General features: G+C 69.2%; 13 protein-coding genes. 11 read left to right on the forward strand and 2 right to left on the reverse strand.

Translation table 11 applies throughout. The features are described 5' to 3' along the window. Window positions 1-11: 11 nt before the first annotated feature. Window positions 12-749, forward strand: a complete 738-nt coding sequence (locus C3B71_RS15925) for a glycosyltransferase (RefSeq protein WP_159097674.1) — start codon at window positions 12-14, stop codon at window positions 747-749. Next, on the forward strand, window positions 746-2,347 hold the full coding sequence (locus C3B71_RS10170; protein WP_108967849.1) for an O-antigen polysaccharide polymerase Wzy family protein: 1,602 nt from the start codon (window positions 746-748) through the stop codon (window positions 2,345-2,347). Before C3B71_RS15925 ends, C3B71_RS10170 begins: the two co-directional genes overlap by 4 nt. A gap of 1,235 nt (window positions 2,348-3,582) precedes the next feature. Here the strand turns inward: C3B71_RS10170 and C3B71_RS10175 are convergent. Then, complete coding sequence (locus tag C3B71_RS10175; protein WP_108967851.1) at window positions 3,583-5,013, reverse strand: lipopolysaccharide biosynthesis protein; 1,431 nt, start codon at window positions 5,011-5,013, stop codon at window positions 3,583-3,585. 282 nt (window positions 5,014-5,295) lie between these two features. Here C3B71_RS10175 and C3B71_RS10180 point away from each other — a divergent pair, with 282 nt between their 5' ends. From C3B71_RS10180 to C3B71_RS10190, 3 genes are read left to right on the forward strand one after another with little or no spacing between them, the layout of a single operon-like run. Further along, window positions 5,296-7,209, forward strand: a complete 1,914-nt coding sequence (locus tag C3B71_RS10180) for a polysaccharide biosynthesis protein (RefSeq protein WP_108967853.1) — start codon at window positions 5,296-5,298, stop codon at window positions 7,207-7,209. Beyond that, the gene (locus C3B71_RS10185; protein WP_108967855.1) at window positions 7,206-8,429 is read left to right on the forward strand and encodes a DegT/DnrJ/EryC1/StrS family aminotransferase; all 1,224 of its coding nucleotides are present in this window, start codon (window positions 7,206-7,208) and stop codon (window positions 8,427-8,429) included. Before C3B71_RS10180 ends, C3B71_RS10185 begins: the two co-directional genes overlap by 4 nt. A gap of 45 nt (window positions 8,430-8,474) precedes the next feature. After that, complete coding sequence (locus C3B71_RS10190; protein WP_073332786.1) at window positions 8,475-9,086, forward strand: Wzz/FepE/Etk N-terminal domain-containing protein; 612 nt, start codon at window positions 8,475-8,477, stop codon at window positions 9,084-9,086. On the opposite strand, the gene C3B71_RS15930 is transcribed toward C3B71_RS10190, so the two are convergent. Next, on the reverse strand, window positions 8,976-9,566 hold the full coding sequence (locus C3B71_RS15930; protein WP_146752344.1) for a hypothetical protein: 591 nt from the start codon (window positions 9,564-9,566) through the stop codon (window positions 8,976-8,978). The genes C3B71_RS10190 and C3B71_RS15930 overlap by 111 nt on opposite strands. 244 nt (window positions 9,567-9,810) lie before the next feature. Here C3B71_RS15930 and valS point away from each other — a divergent pair, with 244 nt between their 5' ends. From valS to C3B71_RS10220, 6 genes are all read left to right on the forward strand, one after another. Then, window positions 9,811-12,630, forward strand: coding sequence for a valine--tRNA ligase (gene valS / locus C3B71_RS10195; RefSeq protein ID WP_108967857.1), 2,820 nt, complete (start codon window positions 9,811-9,813; stop codon window positions 12,628-12,630). A gap of 183 nt (window positions 12,631-12,813) precedes the next feature. Then, window positions 12,814-14,724 (forward strand): AMP-dependent synthetase/ligase, encoded by a 1,911-nt coding sequence (locus tag C3B71_RS10200; protein WP_108967859.1) that lies wholly within the window; start codon window positions 12,814-12,816, stop codon window positions 14,722-14,724. A gap of 202 nt (window positions 14,725-14,926) precedes the next feature. Continuing rightward, window positions 14,927-16,810 carry an AMP-dependent synthetase/ligase gene (locus C3B71_RS10205; RefSeq protein WP_108967861.1) on the forward strand — a complete coding sequence of 628 codons (1,884 nt, stop codon included), beginning with the start codon at window positions 14,927-14,929 and terminating at the stop codon, window positions 16,808-16,810. Window positions 16,811-16,899: 89 nt separating this feature from the next. After that, a complete protein-coding gene (locus C3B71_RS10210; protein WP_108969815.1) occupies window positions 16,900-18,738 on the forward strand; it encodes an AMP-dependent synthetase/ligase in 1,839 nt (612 codons plus the stop codon). A gap of 511 nt (window positions 18,739-19,249) precedes the next feature. Continuing rightward, window positions 19,250-20,635, forward strand: a complete 1,386-nt coding sequence (locus C3B71_RS10215) for a hypothetical protein (protein WP_146752345.1) — start codon at window positions 19,250-19,252, stop codon at window positions 20,633-20,635. A gap of 104 nt (window positions 20,636-20,739) precedes the next feature. Next, a complete protein-coding gene (locus C3B71_RS10220; RefSeq protein WP_146752346.1) occupies window positions 20,740-22,074 on the forward strand; it encodes a hypothetical protein in 1,335 nt (444 codons plus the stop codon). The last annotated feature ends 473 nt before the right edge of the window (window positions 22,075-22,547 follow it).

A 22,547-nucleotide genomic window follows, 5' to 3' on the forward strand; every position in this document is an offset into this window, starting at 1 on the left:
GAGCACAGACGGTGGCCGACCTGGACCGCATCTACCTGGTGGCGGACCACGGACTGCGCTACCTGCTGGACCGGCAGCCGGAGGCGGCGGACAAGGCCGTCGTCGCCCGCCTGGGCACCACCGATCACGGTGTCCCCGCCGCGGTGCCGCCCCGCCGGGAGGGGCTGCGGATCGTATCCTGCTCGACCATCGTCCCCATCAAGCGCCTGGACCTGCTGGTCGAGGCGCTGGCCGGAACCGAACTGCCGGTCCGGTGGGACCACTTCGGTGAGGGGGAGCTGCGTGAGCAGCTGCAGGCGCAGGCCGATGCCGAGCTGCCCGCCAACGTGAGCCTCACCTGGCGGGGCTTCGTGCGCAACGCCGACCTGGTGGAGGAGTACGTGCACTCCCCCCGCCACCTGCTGGTCAACGTCTCCGCCTCCGAGGGCGTGCCCGTGTCGATCATGGAGGCGCTGTCGGCGGGCATCCCGGTGGTGGCCACGGATGTGGGCGGCACCGGCGAGCTGGTGCGCACCGGCGTCAACGGGATTCTGTTGCCCGCCGATCCGACGCCGGCGCAAGTGCGGGGCGCCATTGAGCAGATCGCGGGCCTGGATGAGGATGCCTATGCCGACCTGCGCGCCGGCGCCCGGCGCACCTGGGAGGAGCGCTGCGACGCGCGCGCCCTGTACACCCGCTTCGCCGCGGAGCTGTCCGGCCTGCTGGAGGAGGCGGAATCCCGCGCCGCCGCGCAGGAGGGACGAGCATGAGCGGACAGGCTCCGGGACAGCAGTCATCAGCCGGCGACGCGGTGAACGGCGAGCCCGAGCGACGCCGTCGGGTCGAGCGCGCTGTCTCGCGCCGCCCCGGGCTGGCGCTGGTCGCCACCCTGTGCAACCTGGCGGCGGTCGCCCTGGCTCTGGCCACCCAGGCGTCGCTTCCCTGGGTCCTGATTCTGCTGCTGTGGCTGAACGCGCTGCTGTTCGCCGCCGCCCGCATGGCCGAGCGCACCATCCTGGCGGCCTTCCTGGTGTCCTTCTTCCTGCTGCTGCTGGGGCGCGAAATCACGGTGGACTTCTTCCACTATGAGACCAGTCAGGCGCCGCCGGGGCAGACTGAGCACCTGCAGCTGTGCCTGGCGCTGAGCCTGGTCGGCATTCTGGCCGGGGCGCTGGCCGTGAGTGCCTGGCGCACAGGGAAGTCGCGCCTGCGGGCGGTGGGCGGCGCTGGTTCCGCTGGCTCCAGCCGCGGGCGCTTCGGCTCCGCCCGCATTGGCGTTCCCGAGGGCGCGACCGTGCTGGCGGACCCGTCGATCGTGCGCTTCCTGTACTGGGCCACGCTCGTCCTGTCACTGATATCGGTGGCGCTGCGGGCCCGCTACGTGCTGGCCAACGGCTACCTGTCCTATTACACGGACTTCTCCGATCTGGAGGACGCCTCCGGATCCATGTACGGGCTGCGCCGCATCGAGATCATGCTGCCGCTGGTGCTGACGATCTATCTGGGCCTGTTCCCGCCGCGCCGCCAGGTCACGGCCGCCAGCGTCGGCTGGGCCGTTTACCTGGCACTGAGTCTGCTGACCGGGCAGCGCGGCACCTTCGTGGGCGGCCTGGTCATCATCCTCGCCTACTGGATCGTGCGTGCCCGCCAGGACCCGCCCGGCACCTGGCGCATCGGGAGGACGGGCCGGATCGTCGGCGTCGTCATGGTGCCGCTGGTCGCGGTCGCCTTGGCCGCGGTGGAGTCGGCGCGCGGCGTCGGTGCGGTCGCCTCGGACACCGCCGGCCGCAACCCGATCCTGCAGCTGTTGTACGGCCAGGGCGTGAGCTCGACGGTGGTGCGCAACGCCTACACCTACGCCGACTTCATTCCCCAGGACTGGTACACCGGTGAGTTCCTGCACTCCGGGCTGCCCGCCCGCCTGCTCGACGCCCAGGTCTACCACGGCAACACCGTCGCGCACGCGTTGCACGGCGGCTCCTTCACCCACGCCTTCGCCTACACGCTGCTGGGGCCGCAGTACCTCAGCGGCCGCGGCACGGGATCGTCCTTCATCGCGGAGCTCTTCTACGACTACGGCTACGCAGGCGTGCTGGTGGGCGGAGCCGTGTACGGCGCCGTGTGCATCTGGGCCTGCACCCTGGTCAAGGGGCAGCCGCTGCGCAACGGCCTGCGCCTGGTGATCGTGCCGACGCTGTTGTGGGCGCCGCGCGGCAGTGCCACCGGCTTCCTGAGCACCTGGCTGACGCCCAGCGTGCTAGTGGCGCTGCTCGGCGTGACCGTGCTGTCCCTGGCCGCCGCCCTGCTGCGCGAAGCCGGCACCAGTAATACCCCGAGGTCGGTAGAAGTTACGCACCGAGGTCGGTAGAAGTTACGTGGCCGAGGTTGGTAGAGATGGCGGGTCCCAATCCCGCCGGGCTGCACCCGGACCACCGGGCTGCCCTTGGACCGCCTCAGACGCACCCCAGGCGGTCAACCACAGAATCGCGGTCCAAGTAGGAGCCCGGGACAGGCACAGGCGCCGGGCCCGGCTGGCCTTACCGCCGTCGGCCGGCGCCCCGAGCGCAGAGCCGAGAGTCCCGGGCGGGCCCAAACCGGTTCTTCGGTTTGAGGGTGTGGTGGTTCGGGTGTGTGGGGTCGTTGTCAGGCCGGCCGGGTCATTGTCGCTTCCGGGCCATGTCCTCGCGGGCTAACCCACGTCCTCGATGGGACCCCACCGACCCGCCCGCCCGGGCAAACAACAACACGCAACACTGACAACGACCTCATCAGCCCGACGACGTCCTTATCAGCCCGAAGACGTCCCCGGGCGGGCGAAGACGTCCTGGTTCGCCCGAAACCCTCCCGGATGTGGAGGGTTTCGGGCGGAAAAGGTCGTATTCGACGAGCGCGGGGGTTCGAGTACGACCTCGCGAGCCTCAGAACGACCCGACCCGGCCGGGCGAACACGACCTTCTACGCCCGAACACGACCTCGCGTGCCCGAAGACGACCTTACAAGCCCCAGAACGACCCGTCTTCGCCGGGCGAGTACGTCCTCTTCAGCCCGAACGCGACCCCGGCGGGTCGAGTACGACCTCCCCGCACCACACCCTCAAACCGGAAGAGCCCCCAAACCAGCTCCCCGGGGGGTGTGATGTTGCATTCCGGGGCGAGGTCGGGGGTGCGGGGGTAGGGGGCCTGTCCGCCCAAGGTTGCTCGCCGCTGGTGCTCGTTCCCGTGCGCGGCAGCCCAAAGTGTCCAGGATCGGCATAAACGACTCCGACGTCGCCGGCGGCCGTGGCCAGAACGTTGGAATCATGCGGTTTCAGAAACGACCATAGCGATCGCCGGCAGCCTTCGTGCCGAATTCGGACATTCTGCCCCACAGCGGGGCGCCCGAGGCGCGCACCACCCACCAGCACCCAACCCACCAGGCCGGCAACACCCACCACCCACCACGGGGTCAAAGCCCCAGACCCCTTGAGACTCAACCGTCCCAGAAGTTAGGAGACAACACAGCGGGGTACATGCGCCGAACCGTCGCAAGAAGTAGCGAAGCGTCCACCGGAAGACACGAACCGTCGTTGTACCCGGCGAACCGTCAGCGGCAGCATCACGCGGGCTAGTCGACTGCGCGTCGACCGCGGCGCCGGCCCCCCAAACCCGGCAGCGCATCGCGGTGAACATAGCCGTACAGGACCAGTGTGGCGTAGACGGCCAGTAGCCCCAGCGGCGGCCCGCCCGCGGCGACCGCTCCCAGGAACACGGCACACACCAGTAGCTCGGTGAGGGTATCGGCCAGAATCGGCACGCCAATGAGCCGGTTGATCAACACCTCCGAAGCGATCGAGCGCACCGCCGAGACCATCGCAATCAGGAACACGGCCGCAGTCACCGAACCCCACAGGTAGACGGTCCACCACGTGCCCACCACGGCCAGTCCCAGGCAGGCCAGGTTTATGACCGCCATCAGGCGCTCCCGGCGCATCACCTTCAGGAACACCACCGACAGGCCCCTGCTCTTGGTCTCGTACACGCTCAGGGGGAACAGCAGCGCCAGGAAGAAGATCGCCTGCCCGTAGTTGGGCAGCCACAGGCCCAGCACCCAGGCCAGCGGGAAGTACAGGCCGAGCATGAGCACCAGCGGCGTGACGAACCGCGAGCGCAGGGTGGCATAGGCGTCGGCGTAGTGGGCGCGGTCCAGGTTGCTCAGCTGCGGGTATACGGAGATGGACACCGAGTTGACCAGCACCATGAACATGGTGGTGAACTGGAATGCCAGGGACACCTGCGCGAACATCTCGATACCCCAGTGGTCCTCCACCGCCCAGCGCACAACGAAGGTGATCAGGGCGGCGGCCAGGTTGGACACCAGCACGAACATGCCCGCTCCGCAGTCGACGAAGAATTCCCGCGTGGCCTGCCAGCTCAAGTCGGGGCGAGCAAGGAACACCCCGCGGGCGATGAGCACCGCGATCACCAGGCCCAGGGCCTTGCCCAGCACGTCGAAGACAATAAACACGATCACCGCGCGTACCCCGAACAGCAGAGCCCCACCGACGCCGACGAAGGTCACCATCCGCTCCACCACCGTGCCCAGGGCGAAGGCACGTGCCCGGCCGGCGATCTGCAGAACCACGGTGACCAGGGTGCGCGGCACGTAGAACAGGGCGCCCAGCCCGGCCAACACCAGGATCAGGCCCCGCTGCTGCGGTGGGGCGACCGCCCACACCCACGCCACCAGGCCGATGCAGGCCAGCAGGTCGAGGGCGAACAGGCGGATCAGGCCGGCAGACAGGCGTGGCCCGGGCATGTCCGCCCAGCGGCGGCCGCCCAGCCGCAGGTACACGCCATCGGTGTAGCCGAAGGTCACATACCCGAAGTACATGACGTACAGCTGGTACAGCTGCCACAGCCCGTAGTCGGCCACGGAGATGATGCGCGGCAGCACCAGCGTGAGCAGGGCCGCCGAAGCCATGTACAGGACGTTGCCGACCAGAACCCAGGGCAGGCCCCGGGTCAGGCTGCGGCTGGAGGGGGATGCGGTGGACACAGGGATTCTCCTCACATGTCATCGCTGCAGGGCGCAGACGGGTTCAGGGCACAGGCCTGTGATGACCTGCCAATGCTGACCCGCGCACACCGTGTCCGTCAAACGATTGGTATTTGACCAGAATCGCGTTTGCGCTTTAAATGTAATGGTCCCTCGTTCCGCTTCCCTGACGTTGCGCCGGTGCCGAAACCACTCTTCTGTGCGCGTTCGACGTTGCCGTGGTCGCGAGGGTGCCGCCCTGATCCCTGGGTCGGTCTCCAGCCGAGAGGTACGTGACCATTCATGCGACCAAGCACTTCCGCCCCTGATCGACAAACACTGCTCCTGCCCATACTAGACACCCTGTTCTGGCTGCTCGCCGCGTTCGTGCCCTGCCGGCTGCACGGGGACGCCTTCGCCTCCCCCGCCGCCCTGAGCGTGCTGGCCTGCGCCGCCGTCGCCGCAGTCGTCAGCCTGTGCCTGGGCTACTTGTGGCTGCTGACTTACCGCCGACGTTACCCGGCCGGTTCCTTCGACGAGGTCACCGCCGTCGTCACCCAGTTCGGCGTATCCGCCCTGGTCATGTTCGGGGTGGCGGCGATCTGGGGGCTGATCACCGACACGCCTCTGCGTGCACTCACCCTCGCCGCCGCCTTCGCACTGGCGCTCCTGGCCGCGCTCACGGCCCGCTTCGCGGCACGGCTGGTAAACACCTACCGGGCCTCCCAGTACTACCAGCGCGTCGCCCGCGGCCAGGACCGCATCGTCGTCGTCGGCGCCGGCCGGGTGGGCCAGCAGATCATCCACCTGACCAAGTTCGACGCCGCCTCCCCCTTCACCCCGGTCGGCCTGGTCGACGACGACCCCGCCAAACGCAACCTGCGGATCCTGGGCGTGCCCGTGCGCGGCGGCGTAGACGATCTGATCGACGTTTGCGCCGAGCTGTCCGCCTCCACGGTGGTGATCGCCGTCGCCGATTTCCCCGCCGACCGGCTCAAGACGGTGACCACCGGCTGCGCGGAGCACGGCATTCGAGTGATGACGATCGTGCCGGTACGCCAGCTGGCCCACCGCGCCCTGCAGATCTCCGACATCCGTGAGATCGACCTGGCCGAGGTGCTCGGCCGCCGTGAGATTCACACCGATGTCTCCCAGATCGCCGGCTACCTCTCCGGCCGCACCGTGCTGGTCACCGGAGCCGGCGGCTCGATCGGCTCCGAGCTCGCCCGGCAGATCCACCGTTTCGGCCCCAAGGAGCTGGTGCTGCTGGACCGGGACGAGTCCGCCCTGCACGCCGTGCAGCTGGACATCTACGGCAAGGGCCTGCTGGACACCCGCGACATGGTGCTGTGCGACATCCGCGACCGGGCTGCCCTGGAGGCGGTCTTCGCCGAGCACCGCCCGCAGGTGGTCTTCCATGCGGCGGCGCTCAAGCACCTGCCGATGCTGGAGATGTACCCGGAGGAGGGTTGGAAGACCAATGCGTTGGGATCGCGCAACGTGATCGAGCTGGCCCGACGCTACGAGGTGCAGACGCTGGTCAACATCTCCACCGACAAGGCGGCCGATCCCACCTCCGTGCTGGGCCGTACCAAGCTGGCCGCCGAACGCATGACGACGGCGACCGCCCTGGACTGCGGTCGGCGCTTCGTCTCGGTGCGCTTCGGAAACGTGCTGGGCTCACGCGGCTCCATGCTGTGGACCTTCAAGCGGCAGATCGAGGAGGGCGGACCGGTCACGGTCACTCACCCGGACGTGGAGCGCTTCTTCATGACCATCCCCGAGGCCTGCCAGCTGGTGCTCCAGGCCGGTTCCTTCGGCCGCCCCGGCGACACCATGGTGCTGGACATGGGCGAGCCGGTGAAGATCGTCGACGTCGCCCGCCGGCTGATCGCCCAGTCCGGCAAGGACATCCCGATTGAGTACACCGGGCTGCGCCCCGGCGAGAAGCTGTCGGAGGACCTGGTCGCGCACTCCGAGCACGGTGAGCGCCCCTTCCATCCGCTGGTGAGTCACGTGCGCGTACAGCCGCAGCCGACGCCGCAGGTGGAGGAGTTGCACGCCTGGGCGGTGGGTGAGGACCCGCTGGCGGGGGCCGCGCAGGTCCGGCCCGACGGCGTCCCCGCCGGCCCGGCCCCCGGAGTCGCCGCCGGCTCCACCGCCGATCCCACCGACACCGCCCTACCGGTTCCTGACTCCGCGGAGGCCCTGCGATGATTCCCTTCTCCCCGCCCACCTTGACCGAGGACGACATCAACGCGGTGGTGGAGGTGCTGCGCTCGGGCTGGATCACCTCCGGGCCCGTCGGCCGCCGCTTCGAGGAGCAGCTGGCCCAGTGGGCCGGCACCTCCGGCGCGGTCGCGCTCAGCTCCGCCACCGCCGCCCTGGAATTGGCGCTGCGCGCCGCGGGCGCCGGCCCGGGCGACGAGGTGGTCGTGCCGGCCTACACGTACACGGCGTCGGCCTCCGTGATCGACCACGTCGGCGCCCGGATCGTCATGGTCGACTCCGAGCCCGGCTCCCCCTTCCCCAGCGTGGAACGCATCGCCGCCGCGGTCACCGACCGCACGCGCGCGGTGATCACCGTCGACCTGGCCGGCATCCCCTTCGACTCGCGTCCCCTGGCCACGCTCCTGGCCGGGCGGGGCCGGATCGACACCGGACTGGGGGCCGCCCTGGGACGGCCGGTCATCATCTCCGACTCGGCGCACTCGCTGGGTGCCTCGCTGGAGGGGACGCCCGCGGGCTCCCTGGCGGACCTGACCGCCTTCTCCTTCCACGCCGTCAAGAACCTCACGACGGCGGAGGGCGGGGCCCTGACCTGGCGCGCCGACCTGCCCACCGACCGCGAGGAGCTGGCCCGCTGGGTGCGCACCTACTCGCTGCACGGGCAGACCAAGGACGCCCTGGCCAAGTCCCGCGGTGCCTCCTGGGAGTACGACGTGATCGCCCCCGCCTACAAGTGCAACCTGCCGGACACGCTGGCCGCACTGGGACTGTCCCAGCTGGGACGCTATGAGCAGACCCTGCGGCGGCGCCGCGAGCTACTGGCCCACTACGCGCAGGGCCTGGCCGACACCGGCGTGCAGCTGCTGGAGCACGGCGGCGACGGCGTGGTCTCATCCGGCCACTTGGCGATCGCCACGCTGCCGGTGCCCGGGGTCACCGAACGCAACCGGGTCATTCAGGACCTGTACGCGGCGGGAGTGTCGGCGAACGTGCACTACAAGCCGCTGCCACTGCTGACCGCCTACCGCGATCTCGGCTTCGACATCGCCGACTTCCCGCACGCCTACGCCTTCTACACCCGGGAGCTGACCCTGCCGCTGCACCTCGCACTCAGCGACGCGGATGTGGATCGGGTGTGCGCGGCGCTGGCCGGCTCGCTGCGGCACATCTCTCACAACTCCGCGGGCAGCGCTGCCTCCGCTGCCTGACACCCGCCCGACCTACCTGCCGAAAACGGGAAGGATTTGAAAACAATGCAGGAACTTATGACGCTTGTGCGCCGTGGCCTGGTCTGGATCATCGTCCTGGGCATCGTCGGCGGCGGGGCCGGGGCCGCGGTCGCCGCGACCACCGACCCCACCTACACCGCCGGCTCGATGGCCTATGTACAGGTGGAGGTGGACCCGGAGGAGGGGATGACCGGCTACTCCTACGCCTCCACCGTCGCCGACTCCGCCACCGACGGCTTCCTGCCGGTGATCACCTCCCCGGCGGTGGCCCAGGAGGTGATCGACGAGCTGGGCCTGAGCCAGTCCCCGACCGAGGTGGCCTCCTGGGTCTCCGCGACGCGGGTAACGGACTCCCCTGCCATTGAAATTCAGGTGTCGGCGCCCTCGCGCGAGGACGCGATCGCGGTTGCGGACGCCGTCGTCGCCCACGCCTCCGACGACCTGGGGGCGTTGGCCGGTGACGACTACCCGGTCAGCCTCGCCCTGCTGAGCTCGGCGCAGGTCGGCGCGGTCACGCAGACGCCCTCACTGCTGCGTTACGCGGCCGTCGGCGTGGTCGTCGGCGTTATCGCCGGGTTGGTCGTGGCCTTCGTCCTCGCCACTCGTCCCGCTCCTCGCCGAGATCGGGCGGAATAGCCGGCGCGACCGCTCCACGCCGCCAGCGGCGGCCGATTCCGTCGCCTCGGCCGAGGCGCCCCGCTCGGCCAGCGGCAGCCAGGCCGCGGCCAGCGCGGCCTCATCCGGGGAGTTCAGTACCACTACCTGCGCCGACGACGCCGGCAACGGGCCGGCCGGTGTTCGGCCACGCCCCGTTAGGTACACGAAGACGTGCTCGGCCGCAGCCGCCACGGCGTCAAGCCGCGCCCGCGGGGCCGCCGGGTCGTGGGCGTCGTCGAGGAGCAGCACCGTATCGGCCCAGCGGTGGCCCGCCTCCGCTTGCGGCGTGCCCGGCTGCGGCATGCGCATGCGCACGTCAACGCCCAGGCGGCGCAGCAGCGCCGCCGCCTTCAGCACGGTGGTGCGCACACTCGCAGCGGCGGTCTCGCCGCCCGGCCACAGCACATTGAAAGTAGGGCTCGCCCCGGCTCGGGAACTGCCCGCCTGCTCCATATCCATCCGTTCTTGCTGCCCACCCACCTGGTTCCGGCCTCTCAGTCGAAGGCTCGCATGCGCCTTGTAATCCGGAGGCACATCCTGCCATTGCCGATGCCCCCACAGCGCCCGGGGGCGGCCGCCGTCGCCCACCTGAGCCGCGGTTGCGTCCGGCTCGCAATGGAACGCCGGGCCGGTTGCCCACCTCACATGGCCTGCGCGGGTGCTGGCGCAGGCGGGCCCGCCCGGCCGTGACAGAATCGGGCACATGTCTGAGTCAGCCGCCGAATCCGCTGCGCCCACACCCGCCGCCCCGGCCGGGGACCGCTTCCTGCCCTCCGAGCTTCACTCCCCCAACGTGCCCGAAAGGGTCAACGCCGACGGGCTGGAGGAGACCTGGAAGGAGCGCTGGGAGCAGGACGGCATCTACGCCTTCGATCGCAGCGCGCAGCGCCATGAGGTCTTCTCCATCGACACTCCCCCGCCCACCGTCTCCGGATCCCTGCACGTGGGGCACGTGTTCTCCTACACCCACACCGACACGCTGGCCCGCTTCCAGCGCATGCGCGGTAAGGCCGTCTTCTACCCCATGGGCTGGGACGACAACGGCCTGCCCACCGAGCGGCGCGTACAGAACTACTTCGGGGTGCGCTGCGACCCCTCCCTGCCCTACGACCCCGACTTCGTTCCCCCGCACACCGGCGGCGAGGGCAAGTCCATCAAGGCCCGCGACCAGGTGCCGATCTCGCGGCGCAACTTCGTGGAGCTGTGCGAGCGCCTGACCGCCCTGGATGAGGCGCAGTTCGAGGCCCTGTGGCGTCACCTGGGGCTGAGCGTGGATTGGAAGCAGAACTACCAGACCATTGGGAAGCGCGCCCGCAAGGTCGCACAGACCGCCTTCCTGCGCAACCTGGCCCGTGGCGAGGCCTACCAGGCGCAGGCGCCGGGCCTGTGGGACGTCACCTTCGGCACCGCCGTCGCCCAGGCGGAGATCGAGTCGCGCGAATACCCGGGCTTCTACCACCGCCTGGCCTTCCACGTCGTCGACCCCCAGGCCGCAGCCACCGCCGCCGCGGCCGGCGCCCCCATCGAGACCGGCCCGAACGGTACCGCCGACGTGTGCATCGAAACCACCCGGCCGGAGCTGCTGGCCGCCTGCGTGGCCCTGGTCGCCCACCCCGACGACGAGCGCTACCAGCCGCTGTTCGGCACCACCGTGGCCTCCCCCGTATTCGGGGTGGAGGTTCCCGTGCTGCCGCACCCCGAGGCGGAGATGGACAAGGGCGCCGGCATCGCCATGTGCTGTACCTTCGGCGACACCACCGACATCGACTGGTGGCGGGACCTGAACCTGCCGCTGCGGGCCATCCTGCGCAAGGACGGACGCATCGAGACCGAGACCCCGGACTGGATCACCACCGACGCCGGCCGCCGGGCCTACGCGGACATGGCGGGCAAGACCACCTACTCGGCCCGCCAGGTGATGGTGGAGGCGCTGACCGCTTCCGGCGAGATGCGTGGCGAGCCCACCAAGACGGTGCGCCAGACCAACTTCTTTGAGAAGGGCGACAAGCCACTGGAGATCGTCACCTCCCGCCAGTGGTACATCCGCAACGGCGGCAAGGCGTGGACCAACCCCGCCTCCGGGAAGAACCTGGCCGACGAGCTGCTTGAGCGCGGGAAGGAACTGAACTTCTATCCCGACTTCATGCGGGTGCGTTACGAGAACTGGGTGGGGGGCCTCAACAACGACTGGCTGATCTCCCGTCAGCGCTTCTTCGGCGTGCCCTTCCCGCTGTGGTACCGGGTGCGCGAGGACGGCGAGGTCGACTACGACGCCGTCATCACCCCCGAGGAGTCCGCCCTGCCGGTGGACCCCTCCAGTGACGTGCCCGCCGGCTACACCGAGGACCAGCGCGGCAAGCCCGGCGGCTTCGTCGGCGAACTGGACATTATGGACACCTGGGCCACCTCCTCCCTGTCCCCGCAGCTGGCCTCCGGCTGGCTCACCGACGAGGACCTGTTCGGTCGCGTCTACCCCATGGACCTGCGCCCGCAGGGGCAGGACATCATCCGCACCTGGCTGTTCACCTCCGTGGTGCGCGCGAACCTGGAGTTCGGCGCCCTGCCGTGGGCGAACGCGGGGCTGTCGGGCTGGATCCTGGACTCCGACCACAAGAAGATGTCCAAGTCCAAGGGCAATGTGGTCACCCCCATGGGACTGCTGGAGCAGTACGGCTCCGACGCCGTGCGCTACTGGGCGGCCTCAGCCCGGCTGGGCCTGGACGCCGCCTTCGAGGAGACGCAGATCAAGATCGGCCGCCGCCTGGCCATCAAGCTGCTCAACGCCTCCAAGTTCGCCCTGTCCATGGGCATCCCGTGGGACGCCGACGCGGCCACCAAGGCGGCCGCCCCCGCCCCGAGCCTGAACGCGGCCGAGGTGACCGAGCCCATCGACCGGGCGCTGCTGGCGGCGCTGGCCGATGTGGTCGACGCGGCCACCACCGCCTTCGAGGGCTTCGAGCACTCCCGCGCCCTGGAGGCCACCGAGTCGCTGTTCTGGACCTTCTGCGACGACTACATCGAGCTGGTCAAGGACCGTGCCAACGACTTCGACGGCTCCCACGACCCGGCCGCGGTACGCAGCGCCCGCACCACCCTGGCCATCGCCGTGGACACCTTCGTGCGCCTGTTCGCCCCGTTCCTGCCCTTCGCGACCGAGGAGGTGTGGAGCTGGTACCGCACCGGCTCCGTGCACCGGACCAACTGGCCCGTCGCGGCACCGCTGCGCGAGGCGGCCGGCGACGCCGACGCCGAGTTGGTCGTCCACGCCGGTGCCGCCCTGGCGGCCCTGCGCAAGGTGAAGTCGGAGGCCAAGACCAGCCAGAAGACGCCGATCCTGGCGGTGACCCTGGCCGTGGCCGCGCCGGCGACCCCCGCCGTCGAGACGGTGCGCGCGGACCTGGTGGAGGCCGCCAAGGTCACCGGGGAGCTCACGCTGGCCCCGGCCGCCGAGGCCGCCGCGCCGGTGCAGGTGGTCGCGGTCGAGCTCGGGGAGCCCCCGGCCAAGCCGGCCAAGCGCCGCTGACCCGAGCGCCGTCGGGCCCGGAGTCGCCCGGGCCCGACGGCGCACTCGTGCCTGGCGCGGGACGACTCGAATGCACGCAGCCAGCACCCGCCGGCGGTATGGTGAGTAATCCATAACCGAAGCCGGGGTGCACGTGCCCCATCCCGTGTCGTTGTGCCGCCCCGGCTCGAGGAAGAAGAAACCATGACCTCCACCCCCGTGGAACCCGCCTCCCAAGCAGATGGGGCCAGCTCCTCCGATCCCGCCCCGACCGGTGGTCGGCCCGGGCACGCCCTCGAGTGGCAGGCGCCCACACTCATCCGCATCGACGAGCACACCACCATCCCCTCCATGCTGCAGGACCGCGTGCGCCGCTCCGCCGCCCGCCCGCTGATCGCCCGCAAGCAGGAGATCGGCGAGACCTGGCGCAACATGACCGCCCAGGAGTTCTACGACGACGTGCTCTCGGTGGCCGCGGGCCTGATCGGTATGGGACTCGAGCCCGGCGACCGGGTCGCCATCATGTCCCGCACCCGGTACGAGTGGACGCTGCTGGACTTCGCCTGCTGGACGGCGGCGCTCGTGCCCGTCCCCATCTACGAGACCAGTTCCGCCGAGCAGATCGCCTACGTGCTGGCCGACGCCGACGCCCGCCTGGTGGTCGCCGAGACCATCACCACCGCGGAGCTGGTGCGGGCGGCCGCGGCCTCGCTGAACCAGGACGGCCTGAAGGTCCTGTCCCTGGACACCGGCGCCCTGCACACCATCACCGAGGCCGGCCGGGACGTGTCCCGCGAGCAGGTGCGCACGCGCACCGACTCCCTGACCACCGAGTCCATCGCCACCATCGTGTACACCTCCGGGACCACCGGCTCGCCCAAGGGCACGGTCCTGTCGCACGGCAATTTCACCAACCTGTGCTCCAACGCGCACCTGTGGATGCCGGAGATCGGCATGGGGCGGGGTTCGCGGCTGTTGCTGTTCCTGCCGCTGGCACACGTGTTCGCCCGCTTCCTGGAGGTCTTCCAGATCTCCGGCGAGGGGATCATGGGACACGCGCCCGATACCAAGAACCTGCTGTCGGACCTGGCCTCATTCCGTCCCTCCTACCTGCTGGTGGTCCCCCGGGTGCTGGAGAAGATCTACAACTCCGCCGATGCGCAGGCGGGAGGTGGCGGCGCCCGAAGGATCTTCCGCTGGGCCGCGAAGGTCGCGATCGAGTACTCCCGGGCGCAGGACACCCCGGCCGGGCCGTCCCGTGCCCTGCGCGCCCAGCGCGCCGCGGCCGACCGGCTGGTCTACCAGCGCATCCGCACCCTGGTGGGTGGCAACGCCGACTGGATCATCTCCGGTGGCGCTCCCCTGTCCACCCGCCTGGCCCACTTCTACCGGGGCCTGGGCATCCCGGTGCTGGAGGGCTACGGGCTGACCGAGACGGTCGGCCCGATCGCCGTGAACACGCCGCGGCTGTCCAAGATCGGCACCGTCGGCCCGCCGCTGCCGCCCATGGCGGTGCGCATCTCGTCCGAGGGCGAGATTCTGCTCAAGGGCCCGTCCGTGTTCCAGGGCTACCACCACGACCCCGAGGCGACGGCCGCCGCATTCACCGACGACGGCTGGTTCCGCACCGGCGACCTGGGCTCACTGGACCGGGACGGCTACGTGACCATCACCGGGCGTGCCAAGGACGTCATCGTCACCGCCGGCGGTAAGAACGTCTCTCCGGCTGCGCTGGAGGACTCCCTGCGCGGTCACCCGCTGATCAGCCAGGTGGTGGTGGTCGGCGAGCAGCGGCCGTTCGTGGCCGCCCTGATCACGCTGGACGCGGAGATGCTGCCGACCTGGCTGCGCACGCACGATCTGGAGCCCATGACCGTGGCCGAGGCCGCCGTCCACCCGCAGGTGCTGGCTGCGCTGAACCGCGCCGTGGACCGTGCCAACAAGCACGTCTCCCGGGCCGAGTCGATCCGCAAGATCCGGGTGCTCACGGACGACTTCACCGAGGCCAACGGCCTGCTCACCCCGTCGCTGAAGGTACGCCGCAGTGCGGCCCTGAAGCACTTCGCCGCCGACATCGACGCCATCTACGGCGGGCCGGCGGGCGTGCAGTCCTGACGGGCACCGATCCGCGCGCCCGGTGTCGGCGGGGGACCGGTCACGCCGGCCCTCCGCCGCACCGCGGCCGATTCGCCCCTTCTCCCATCCACCACCTGGAGGTTTTCTCCAATACTGGCAGCCGGTTTCGTCGCTCCAATCCGCGCACAACCGGCGCTCGACCTGAAAGAATGTTGCAGTGGCCCCACAATCCTCCGCACCCATGTCCACCGGCGTCCCCTCCGAGGCGGGCAGCCCCACCGCCGTCGACGGCGTCGCCGTCAGCCCGCTGATCAAAGAGCCGGAGTCGGATTGGACCGTCCCGTGGCTGCTGGCCGACCGCATCGCCCGCACACCCAACGCCACCCTGATCGAGCGCAAGACGCAGCTGGGCAACTCGTGGGTCAAGGTGACCGCCCGCGCCTTCGGTGAGGACGTCGCCCGGGTCGCCTCCGGGCTGATCGGAATGTGCCTGGAGCCCGGAGCCTCGGTGGGCATCATGGCGCACACCTCTTACGAGTGGACGCTGCTGGACATGGCGATCGCCCGGGCCGGCCTGGTGTCGGTGCCCATCTATGAGACGGACTCCGCCGAGCAGGTGGAGTGGATTCTGGCCGACGCCGACGTTCGGCTGGTGGTGACCGAAAGTGCCGTCCTGGCGGAGCTGGTGCGGGGGGCCGCGGCCGCATACGCGTCCGCCCAGCCCGACGCGGCGGTGAAGGTGCTGTCCCTGGACCATGACGCCATCTCCACCATCGTCGAGGCCGGTCGGGGCGTGCTCCGCGAGGAGCTGGAGTCCCGTTCGGCCGCGCTGACCTGCGATGACGTCTACTCGATCATCTACACCTCCGGCACCACCGGGCGCCCCAAGGGCGTGGAGATCACCCACCGGCAGGCCGCCGGCCTGGGCTGGAACGGGGTGCGCTGGATCCCGGAGCTGCTCAACTCCCCCGACACGCGCCTGCTCCTGTTCCTGCCCCTGGCGCACGCCTACGCGCGCTTCCTGCAGCTGCTGGCCATCGCCGGCAACGGCGTGCTCGGCCACACCCCCGACGTCAAGACTCTGCTGCCCGACCTGCAGGGCTTCGCCCCCTCCTACGTGCTGGCGGTACCGCGGGTGATGGAGAAGATCTACAACGCCGCCGACGCCAAGGCCGGCTCCGGCGTCAAGCTGCGGACCTTCCGCTGGGCGGCCAAGGTGGCGATCGCCTACTCCCGCGCCCTGGATACCCCCGAGGGGCCCTCCCGGCAACTGCGGGCCGCGCACGCCCTGGCCGACCAGCTGGTATACCGCACCATCCGTGCCCTCCTGGGACCCAACGCCCGCTACGCCATCTCCGGCGGCGGGCCGCTGGGCGAACGGCTGGGCCACTTCTACCGGGGTATCGGCCTGGTCATCCTGGAGGGCTACGGCCTGACCGAGACGATCGGCCCCACCGCCGTCAACCTGGACATCCGCAACAAGATCGGCACCGTCGGCCCGCCCGTGTGCGGCAACCGGGTGCGCGTCGGCGCCGACGGCGAGCTTGAGGTCACCGGCCTGGGTGTCTTCTCCCGCTACCACAACAATCCCGAGGCGACCGCCGAGGCCTTCACCGACGACGGCTGGTTCCGCACCGGCGACATCGGCTCCGTGGATTCCGACGGCTGGGTGCGTATCACCGGCCGCAAGAAGGAGCTCATCGTCACCGCCGGCGGCAAGAACGTGGCCCCCAACATTCTGGAGGACCGACTGCGCGGCCACCCGCTGGTCAGCCAGGTCCTGGTGATTGGCGACGGCGAGCCCTTCATCTCCGCCCTGGTCACCCTGGACAAGGAGATGCTGCCGCAGTGGCTGGCCAACCACAACCTGCCGGAGATGGACGTGACCACCGCCGCCTCCCACCCGCAGGTGCTGGCCGCCCTGGACCGGGCAGTGGCACGCACCAACCGGGCGGTCTCCCGCGCCGAGTCGATTCGCACCTACCGGGTGCTCACCTCCGACTTCACCGAATCCAACGGACTGCTCACCCCGTCGCTCAAGGTCAAGCGCAACCTGGTGATGGAGACTTACGCCGAAGTCATCGCCGACATCTACGCCACCACCAGGAAGGGGCCGCAGGAGTGAGCCAGGAAACCAACTCCGCCGAGGCGTGCGCGCCCACCGTTTCCCCGCGCGAGCATTCGACACCGCTGCTGGTGCCGGCGCACGCCGCCATGACGGCACCTTGGGCGCTGGCCGAGCGGGTACGCACCAACCCCACCGGCGCACTGATCGCCCGCAAGTCCTCCGTGGGAGGGCGCTGGCGCGACATGTCCGCGCAGGCCTTCCGCGACCAGGTGCGGGAGGTGGCCGCTGGACTGGTCGCCCTCGGTCTGGAGCCCGGCGACGCGCTCGGCATCATGGCGCACACCTGCTACGAGTGGACACTGCTGGACTTCGCCGCCTGGGAGGCCGGCCTCGTCGTCGTCCCCATCTATGAGACATCTTCCGCCGAGCAGGCCCGCTGGATCCTCACCGACGCCGCCGTACGGCTGGTGGTCGTCGAGGACCAGCCCATGGAGACCATGCTGACGGCGCTGGCCGGCCATGACCCGGCGCTCGCCGACCTGCGCGTGCTGAGCCTGGCCCGGGAGGCCATCACCGAACTCATCACCGCCGGCAAGGACGTGCGCGCCGCCGAGCTCGACGCCCGCACCGCCCAGCTGACCAGCACCGACCTGGCCACCATCGTCTACACCTCCGGCACCACCGGCCGCCCCAAGGGCGCCGAGCTCACCCACGGCAACCTGGTCCACCTGTGCGTCAACGCCTGCGCGCACGTGCCCGAGGTGCTGGAGGCGCCCGAGACGCGCACGCTGCTGTTCCTGCCCCTGGCGCACGTACTGGGCCGGTTCGTGGAGATGGCGATCGTGTGCTCCTCGGCCGGCGTGCTGGGGCACGCCCCCAATGTGAAGAACCTGGTCACCGACCTGGCCTCCTTCCGACCGACCTTCGTGCCCGCGGTACCGCGCGTCTTCGAGAAGATCTACAACGCGGCCGACGCCCGCGCCACCGGCGCCAAGCAGAAGGTGTTCCGCCTGGCCGCCAAAACGGCGATCGCCTACTCCCGCGCCCTGGACACGCCCGCCGGACCGAGCCGCGGACTGCGTGCCCAGCGCGCCGCCTTCGACCGGCTGGTGTTCTCCACGCTGCGCAGCCTGCTCGGCGGGCGCGTCACGCATGTGATCTCCGGCGGCGGCCCACTGGGTGAGCGGCTGGGCCATTTCTACCGTGGCGCCGGGGTGACGGTGTTGGAGGGGTACGGGCTCACGGAGACGTCGGCCCCCTGCACGGTGAACCTGCCGGCCGCCACCCGCATCGGCTCGGTCGGCCTGCCCCTGCCGGGCACCGCCGTCCGCCTGGACGACGACGGCGAGGTGCTGATCAGCGGCATCGGCGTCTTCCGCGGTTACCACAACAACCCCGAGGCGAGCGCCGAGGCGTTCGTGACACTGCCCGATGCCGCGCCCGCGCAGACCGCCGGCACGGACCCGGCGCCGGCGAAGGCAGCGGGTGCGAGCGGCACCCGGTGGCTGCGCAGTGGGGACATCGGCACCCTGGACGCCGACGGCTTCCTGCACATCACCGGCCGCAAGAAGGAACTCATCGTCACCGCCGGCGGCAAGAACGTCGCGCCCGCCGTGCTCGAGGACCGGCTGCGTGGGCACCCGCTGGTCAGCCAGGTGCTGGTGGTCGGGGACAACCGGCCGTGCATCGGGGCCCTGGTGACGCTGGATGCGGAGATGCTGCCACTGTGGCTGTCCAGTCACGGCCTGCCGGACATGGATCCGATCGACGCCACCAAGGATCCGCGCGTGCGTGCGGCCCTGGAGCGGGCCGTGGCCCGCGCCAACGAGGCGGTCTCCCGGGCCGAGTCCATCCGCACCTTCACGGTGCTGCCGGGCGACTTCACGGAGGCCAACGGGCTGCTCACCCCGTCGCTGAAGGTGCGGCGGGATGAGGCCACCAAGCGCTTCGCCAAGGAGATCGACGAGCTCTACACCCGGGTGTGACGGCCCCCGCCTCACCGGGACCGATGCTCACGCACCAAGACCGGTCGAGACGACTGCCGGGCACCGTCTTGCAGCCCCTCCCACTTGGGAGATGTGTAGCCGGTTGCCGTCGGCAGGGTTCTGCCAGGGACACCGCTTGACGGTTCACGACCTTGGGGTATGTTCCACGACCCCGGGGTGGTCGTGGAACATACCCCAAGGTCGTGATTTGACGCCGGCTGGCACCAACGGGACGACGAGCCCGCCCGGCCCGGGCAGTCACCGGAGCGCTGCTTCCGCTCCGGCGACCTGGGTGTGATCGACGCCGAGGGACTGTTGACATCACCGGCCACAAGAAGGAGCTCATTGTGACAGCAGGCGGGAAGAACGGCTGGCCCGCCATCCTGGAAGACCGGCTGGGCCGGCCCCCTCTCATCAACCAGGTGCCGGTGGTTGGCGACAGGCTCCCCTGCAGATGCGCCCTGATCCCGCTCACCACCGACACGCGAAGGGCCGCCTGTAAGCTTCCCCCATGAGTCCCGTCCCTCCCCCGCACCAATTCGAGTCCAGCACCGATCCCTACGCCGCGCCTCAGCCCACGCCCCAGAACCAGGAAGCGGTCGGCTACTCTCCGGAACCGCCCGCGCCCGCAGGGCCGTCGACCAAGAAGAACCGTATGCCGCTGATCATCGGGGCGGTCCTGGGCGTCATCGTCCTGGTGGCCGCTGGCGTCGGCATCGGTGCGCTGCTGCGTTCCCGCGGCACGTCCGGCAACGCCACTGCCTCCGCGAGTGTCTCTGCCGACTGGGCGGAGGGATCACACCAGACCTGGTCCCTGGAGCTGGAGCCGGACTCCTACATTCGAGGCAACGGCAGCCAACTCGCCGTCGCCTCCCCCACCGATTCGCTGGGGGTTTGGAGCGTTGCCGCCTACGACACCGCCGACGGCGCCCCGCAGGAGCAGTGGAGCGTTGAGGTAGAAGTAGGCACCGATGAGTTTCGCTTCGAGTATTGGGGCGACTACCTCGTCGTCGGCGGCACCCTGCTGGAGACGTCCGACGGCGGCGCCTACACCGCCCCGTGGGAGTCCCGTGACGCCCCGGAGTTTCTGGACGAATACGCCTTGCTGTGCACATACGACGGCACCTGCACCAGTTGGGCCGCCGACGACCCGAGTACCTCCCTGTGGGAACAGCAAATAGACGAGCCCGAAAACATCTTCATCGACCAGTCCACAGCATACCCGGACCCGTCCCGCGTCTATCAGGACGACCAGGTAGCCTACGTGAGCGTCTCCCGCAGCAAGGCGGTGGACCTCGCCACCGGCGATGTCATCGACTTCGACCTCGGCGACACGTACGGCCTAGGTGCTCTTGCCGACGGCTGGGTCAAGGTTGATCACGACACTGGGCGCTACACGTTGCTTTCTCCAACCGGAAAGGAGAGGGACAGCTTCGAGGCCGCCGCTGATGAGAACCCACTGGGGGCCGCGCGCCTGTTCGACGCCCCGAACGTCACCGCCGAGCAGATCACGAAGCTCGCGAAGGACGGTGACCTCAGCTGGGCGCGCGCCCAGGTCAGGACCGATGAGGACGCCGAGACCTGCACGGTAGCCTTCCTCGTAGACGGGACCGAGCTTGACACCACGCAGGAGGACTGGGGCTGCAGCTTCGACTACACGCCGTACCTGCTGATCTCGGATGACGACTCACTGGTCATGATGACCGCCTCCTCCCCCATGCAGACCGCGTCAACCATCTCGCTGCGCGGCATGTGGACCACCGCGGACGGCAAGCTGATCAGCTTGGGGGAAAACGAGTTCGGCACCGACGAGTTCTACCTCATGAACCCCGAGTTGATCGTCGCCTACGACCCGACCAGCGGGGAGGCGACGGGCTACGCGCCCGGCGCCGAGTAGGACCCCGCCGGGCCGGACGCGTCCCGATGACCGGCTGCGCGCCCGGCCCGGCGCATTTGTACATCCTCGTAGGCGTGATTGGCGCCATGTTCTAGTATCGCCGTATGAGCGCCGCCACACCGCCCCCACAAGCTGGCAACGCCTACGTACCGGGCACACCGTACGGCTATATCGTTGCGCCCCCACCCCCTCCGAAGAGGCGCAGACGCCCCCTGATCATCGGAGCCGTGTCCGCCGTAATACTTCTGGTATGCGCCGGTGTGGGCACCTTCGCCGTGTTGCGCGCTCTCCACTCCTCCAGCCAACAGATCATTTCCTCCCGTTGGGCCGATGGCGCCCATGAAGTTTGGACACTCGACGTCGAGGCCGACTCCCAGGTCATAGCAAACGGGAATCAGCTTCTTACCCTTGACACAGGCTCCTCGGACGACGTTTCGCGGCTAACCGCCTACGACATCAGCGGCAAGACACCTACCCGGAGCTGGAGTACCGACGTCGGCCCCCAAAACAATGTCTTCATGTATTGGGGCGACGTCATAATCGCGGGAGGCCAGTTGCTGACCACATCCGGCGAACTGATCTCCGACGTCCCATGGGAGTCCCCAACCCCGCCGGTAATAGTCGGCACATACGCATTCACCTGCGCTTACGGAACCTGCACCGGCTGGTCCTCGGCAAACCCTACAAGTGAACTGTGGCAGACCCGCATCGAGGACTACTACAATTACGTTATGGCCTGGACTCTTGGATTCGTATACGTGGGAGAGGACGCCACCTACGCGCTAGTCAACGATGACACCGCAATAGATCTTGCTTCAGGAGAAACGATTGACTTCGACCTAGAGGCAGGTCATCTCGTTCTCTCCCTGGCCGATGGCTGGATCACAGCTACCGACAATGAGGTAACAATATTCTCACCAGACGGCGAACCGGTAGACGTTTTCGAGATTACAGATCCGGAGCGTCTAGAGGACTCACTGGGTCCCGCAACAGAACTCGCACTCAGCCCTTTGTATCAGTCACCACGGCCTACCGCCGAGCAGGTCAAACGGTTCTTCACCGAAGGCGACCTGACTGGGCAGCAGATCCAGGTCGAATACGACGACTCCGTTTCTCCCTACGACGATGAGTGCCCTCTGATCATCACCGTCAACGAGGCCGAGATCGTTCCCGCGGGAGCCGACGGCAGCTGCGACTTCACATCCAGCCGATTTGTCCTGTCGAATGATCAGTCGGTCGTGGCGATGACCCATTCCACTCCTTTACGTGCGAGTTCGACGCTGTATCTCGTCGGCATGTGGACCGTGTCCGACGGCTCGCCCATCGCGCTGGGTAACTCGGGTGCCGAGCATGACACTGTCATGCTGATCAACCCGTCCCTAATCGTCACCTACGACGAGTCCCCGGGACGACTGACCGCCTACGCCCCTGGCAGCTAAGCCCTAAACGCGAAGAGCCGCTAAGCCCAAGGGAGGCAGCCGTGGCCTCTATCGGGTACGCGACGCCTTGGAAGGGGGATGTCGGCGCGAACCTGGTGCTATTGGCCGGGGCCTTGGCCCTAGCAGATCGGGCAGAGTCTTGCCCGCAGGGACCGTGTTCCCACCAGTCCGCACGCTTACCCATATACCCGCGAGTGTCGAGCACCGCCCCGGAATCACCCTCCAGACCATGTTCGCCCAGATTCTCCCGCACCACACCAACCAGAATCTGATCGTCGACACCACGCCCACGCCCAGAGCTCGTGCTTTGGACCGGCGGCCCGCGGGGGCGGTGTCTTTGCACGACCCTGGGCGACACTGCACGACCCTGGTGCACATTCCACGACCCCGGGGTGGTCGTGCAACACACACCAAGGTCGTGGAACGCGGCCCCGGGTCGTGCAACACATACATAGGGGCGGGGTGAGCGTCAC

Origin of the sequence: Actinomyces sp. Z16, assembly GCF_003111765.1 — a bacterium.
GTDB classification, from domain to species: domain Bacteria; phylum Actinomycetota; class Actinomycetes; order Actinomycetales; family Actinomycetaceae; genus Actinomyces; species Actinomyces glycerinitolerans.

Bases quoted from the DNA above. Each gene is read 5' to 3' on its own strand.
- C3B71_RS10200 (WP_108967859.1), top strand. From the start codon at position 12,814: ATGACCTCCACCCCCGTGGAACCCGCCTCCCAAGCAGATGGGGCCAGC.
- C3B71_RS10170 (WP_108967849.1), top strand. From the start codon at position 746: ATGAGCGGACAGGCTCCGGGACAGCAGTCATCAGCCGGCGACGCGGTG.
- C3B71_RS10215 (WP_146752345.1), top strand. From the start codon at position 19,250: ATGAGTCCCGTCCCTCCCCCGCACCAATTCGAGTCCAGCACCGATCCC.
- C3B71_RS10210 (WP_108969815.1), top strand. From the start codon at position 16,900: ATGACGGCACCTTGGGCGCTGGCCGAGCGGGTACGCACCAACCCCACC.
- C3B71_RS10190 (WP_073332786.1), top strand. From the start codon at position 8,475: ATGCAGGAACTTATGACGCTTGTGCGCCGTGGCCTGGTCTGGATCATC.
- C3B71_RS10185 (WP_108967855.1), top strand. From the start codon at position 7,206: ATGATTCCCTTCTCCCCGCCCACCTTGACCGAGGACGACATCAACGCG.
- C3B71_RS10180 (WP_108967853.1), top strand. From the start codon at position 5,296: ATGCGACCAAGCACTTCCGCCCCTGATCGACAAACACTGCTCCTGCCC.
- C3B71_RS10205 (WP_108967861.1), top strand. From the start codon at position 14,927: ATGTCCACCGGCGTCCCCTCCGAGGCGGGCAGCCCCACCGCCGTCGAC.
- C3B71_RS10220 (WP_146752346.1), top strand. From the start codon at position 20,740: ATGAGCGCCGCCACACCGCCCCCACAAGCTGGCAACGCCTACGTACCG.
- C3B71_RS15930 (WP_146752344.1), bottom strand. From the start codon at position 9,566: ATGGATATGGAGCAGGCGGGCAGTTCCCGAGCCGGGGCGAGCCCTACT.
- valS (WP_108967857.1), top strand. From the start codon at position 9,811: ATGTCTGAGTCAGCCGCCGAATCCGCTGCGCCCACACCCGCCGCCCCG.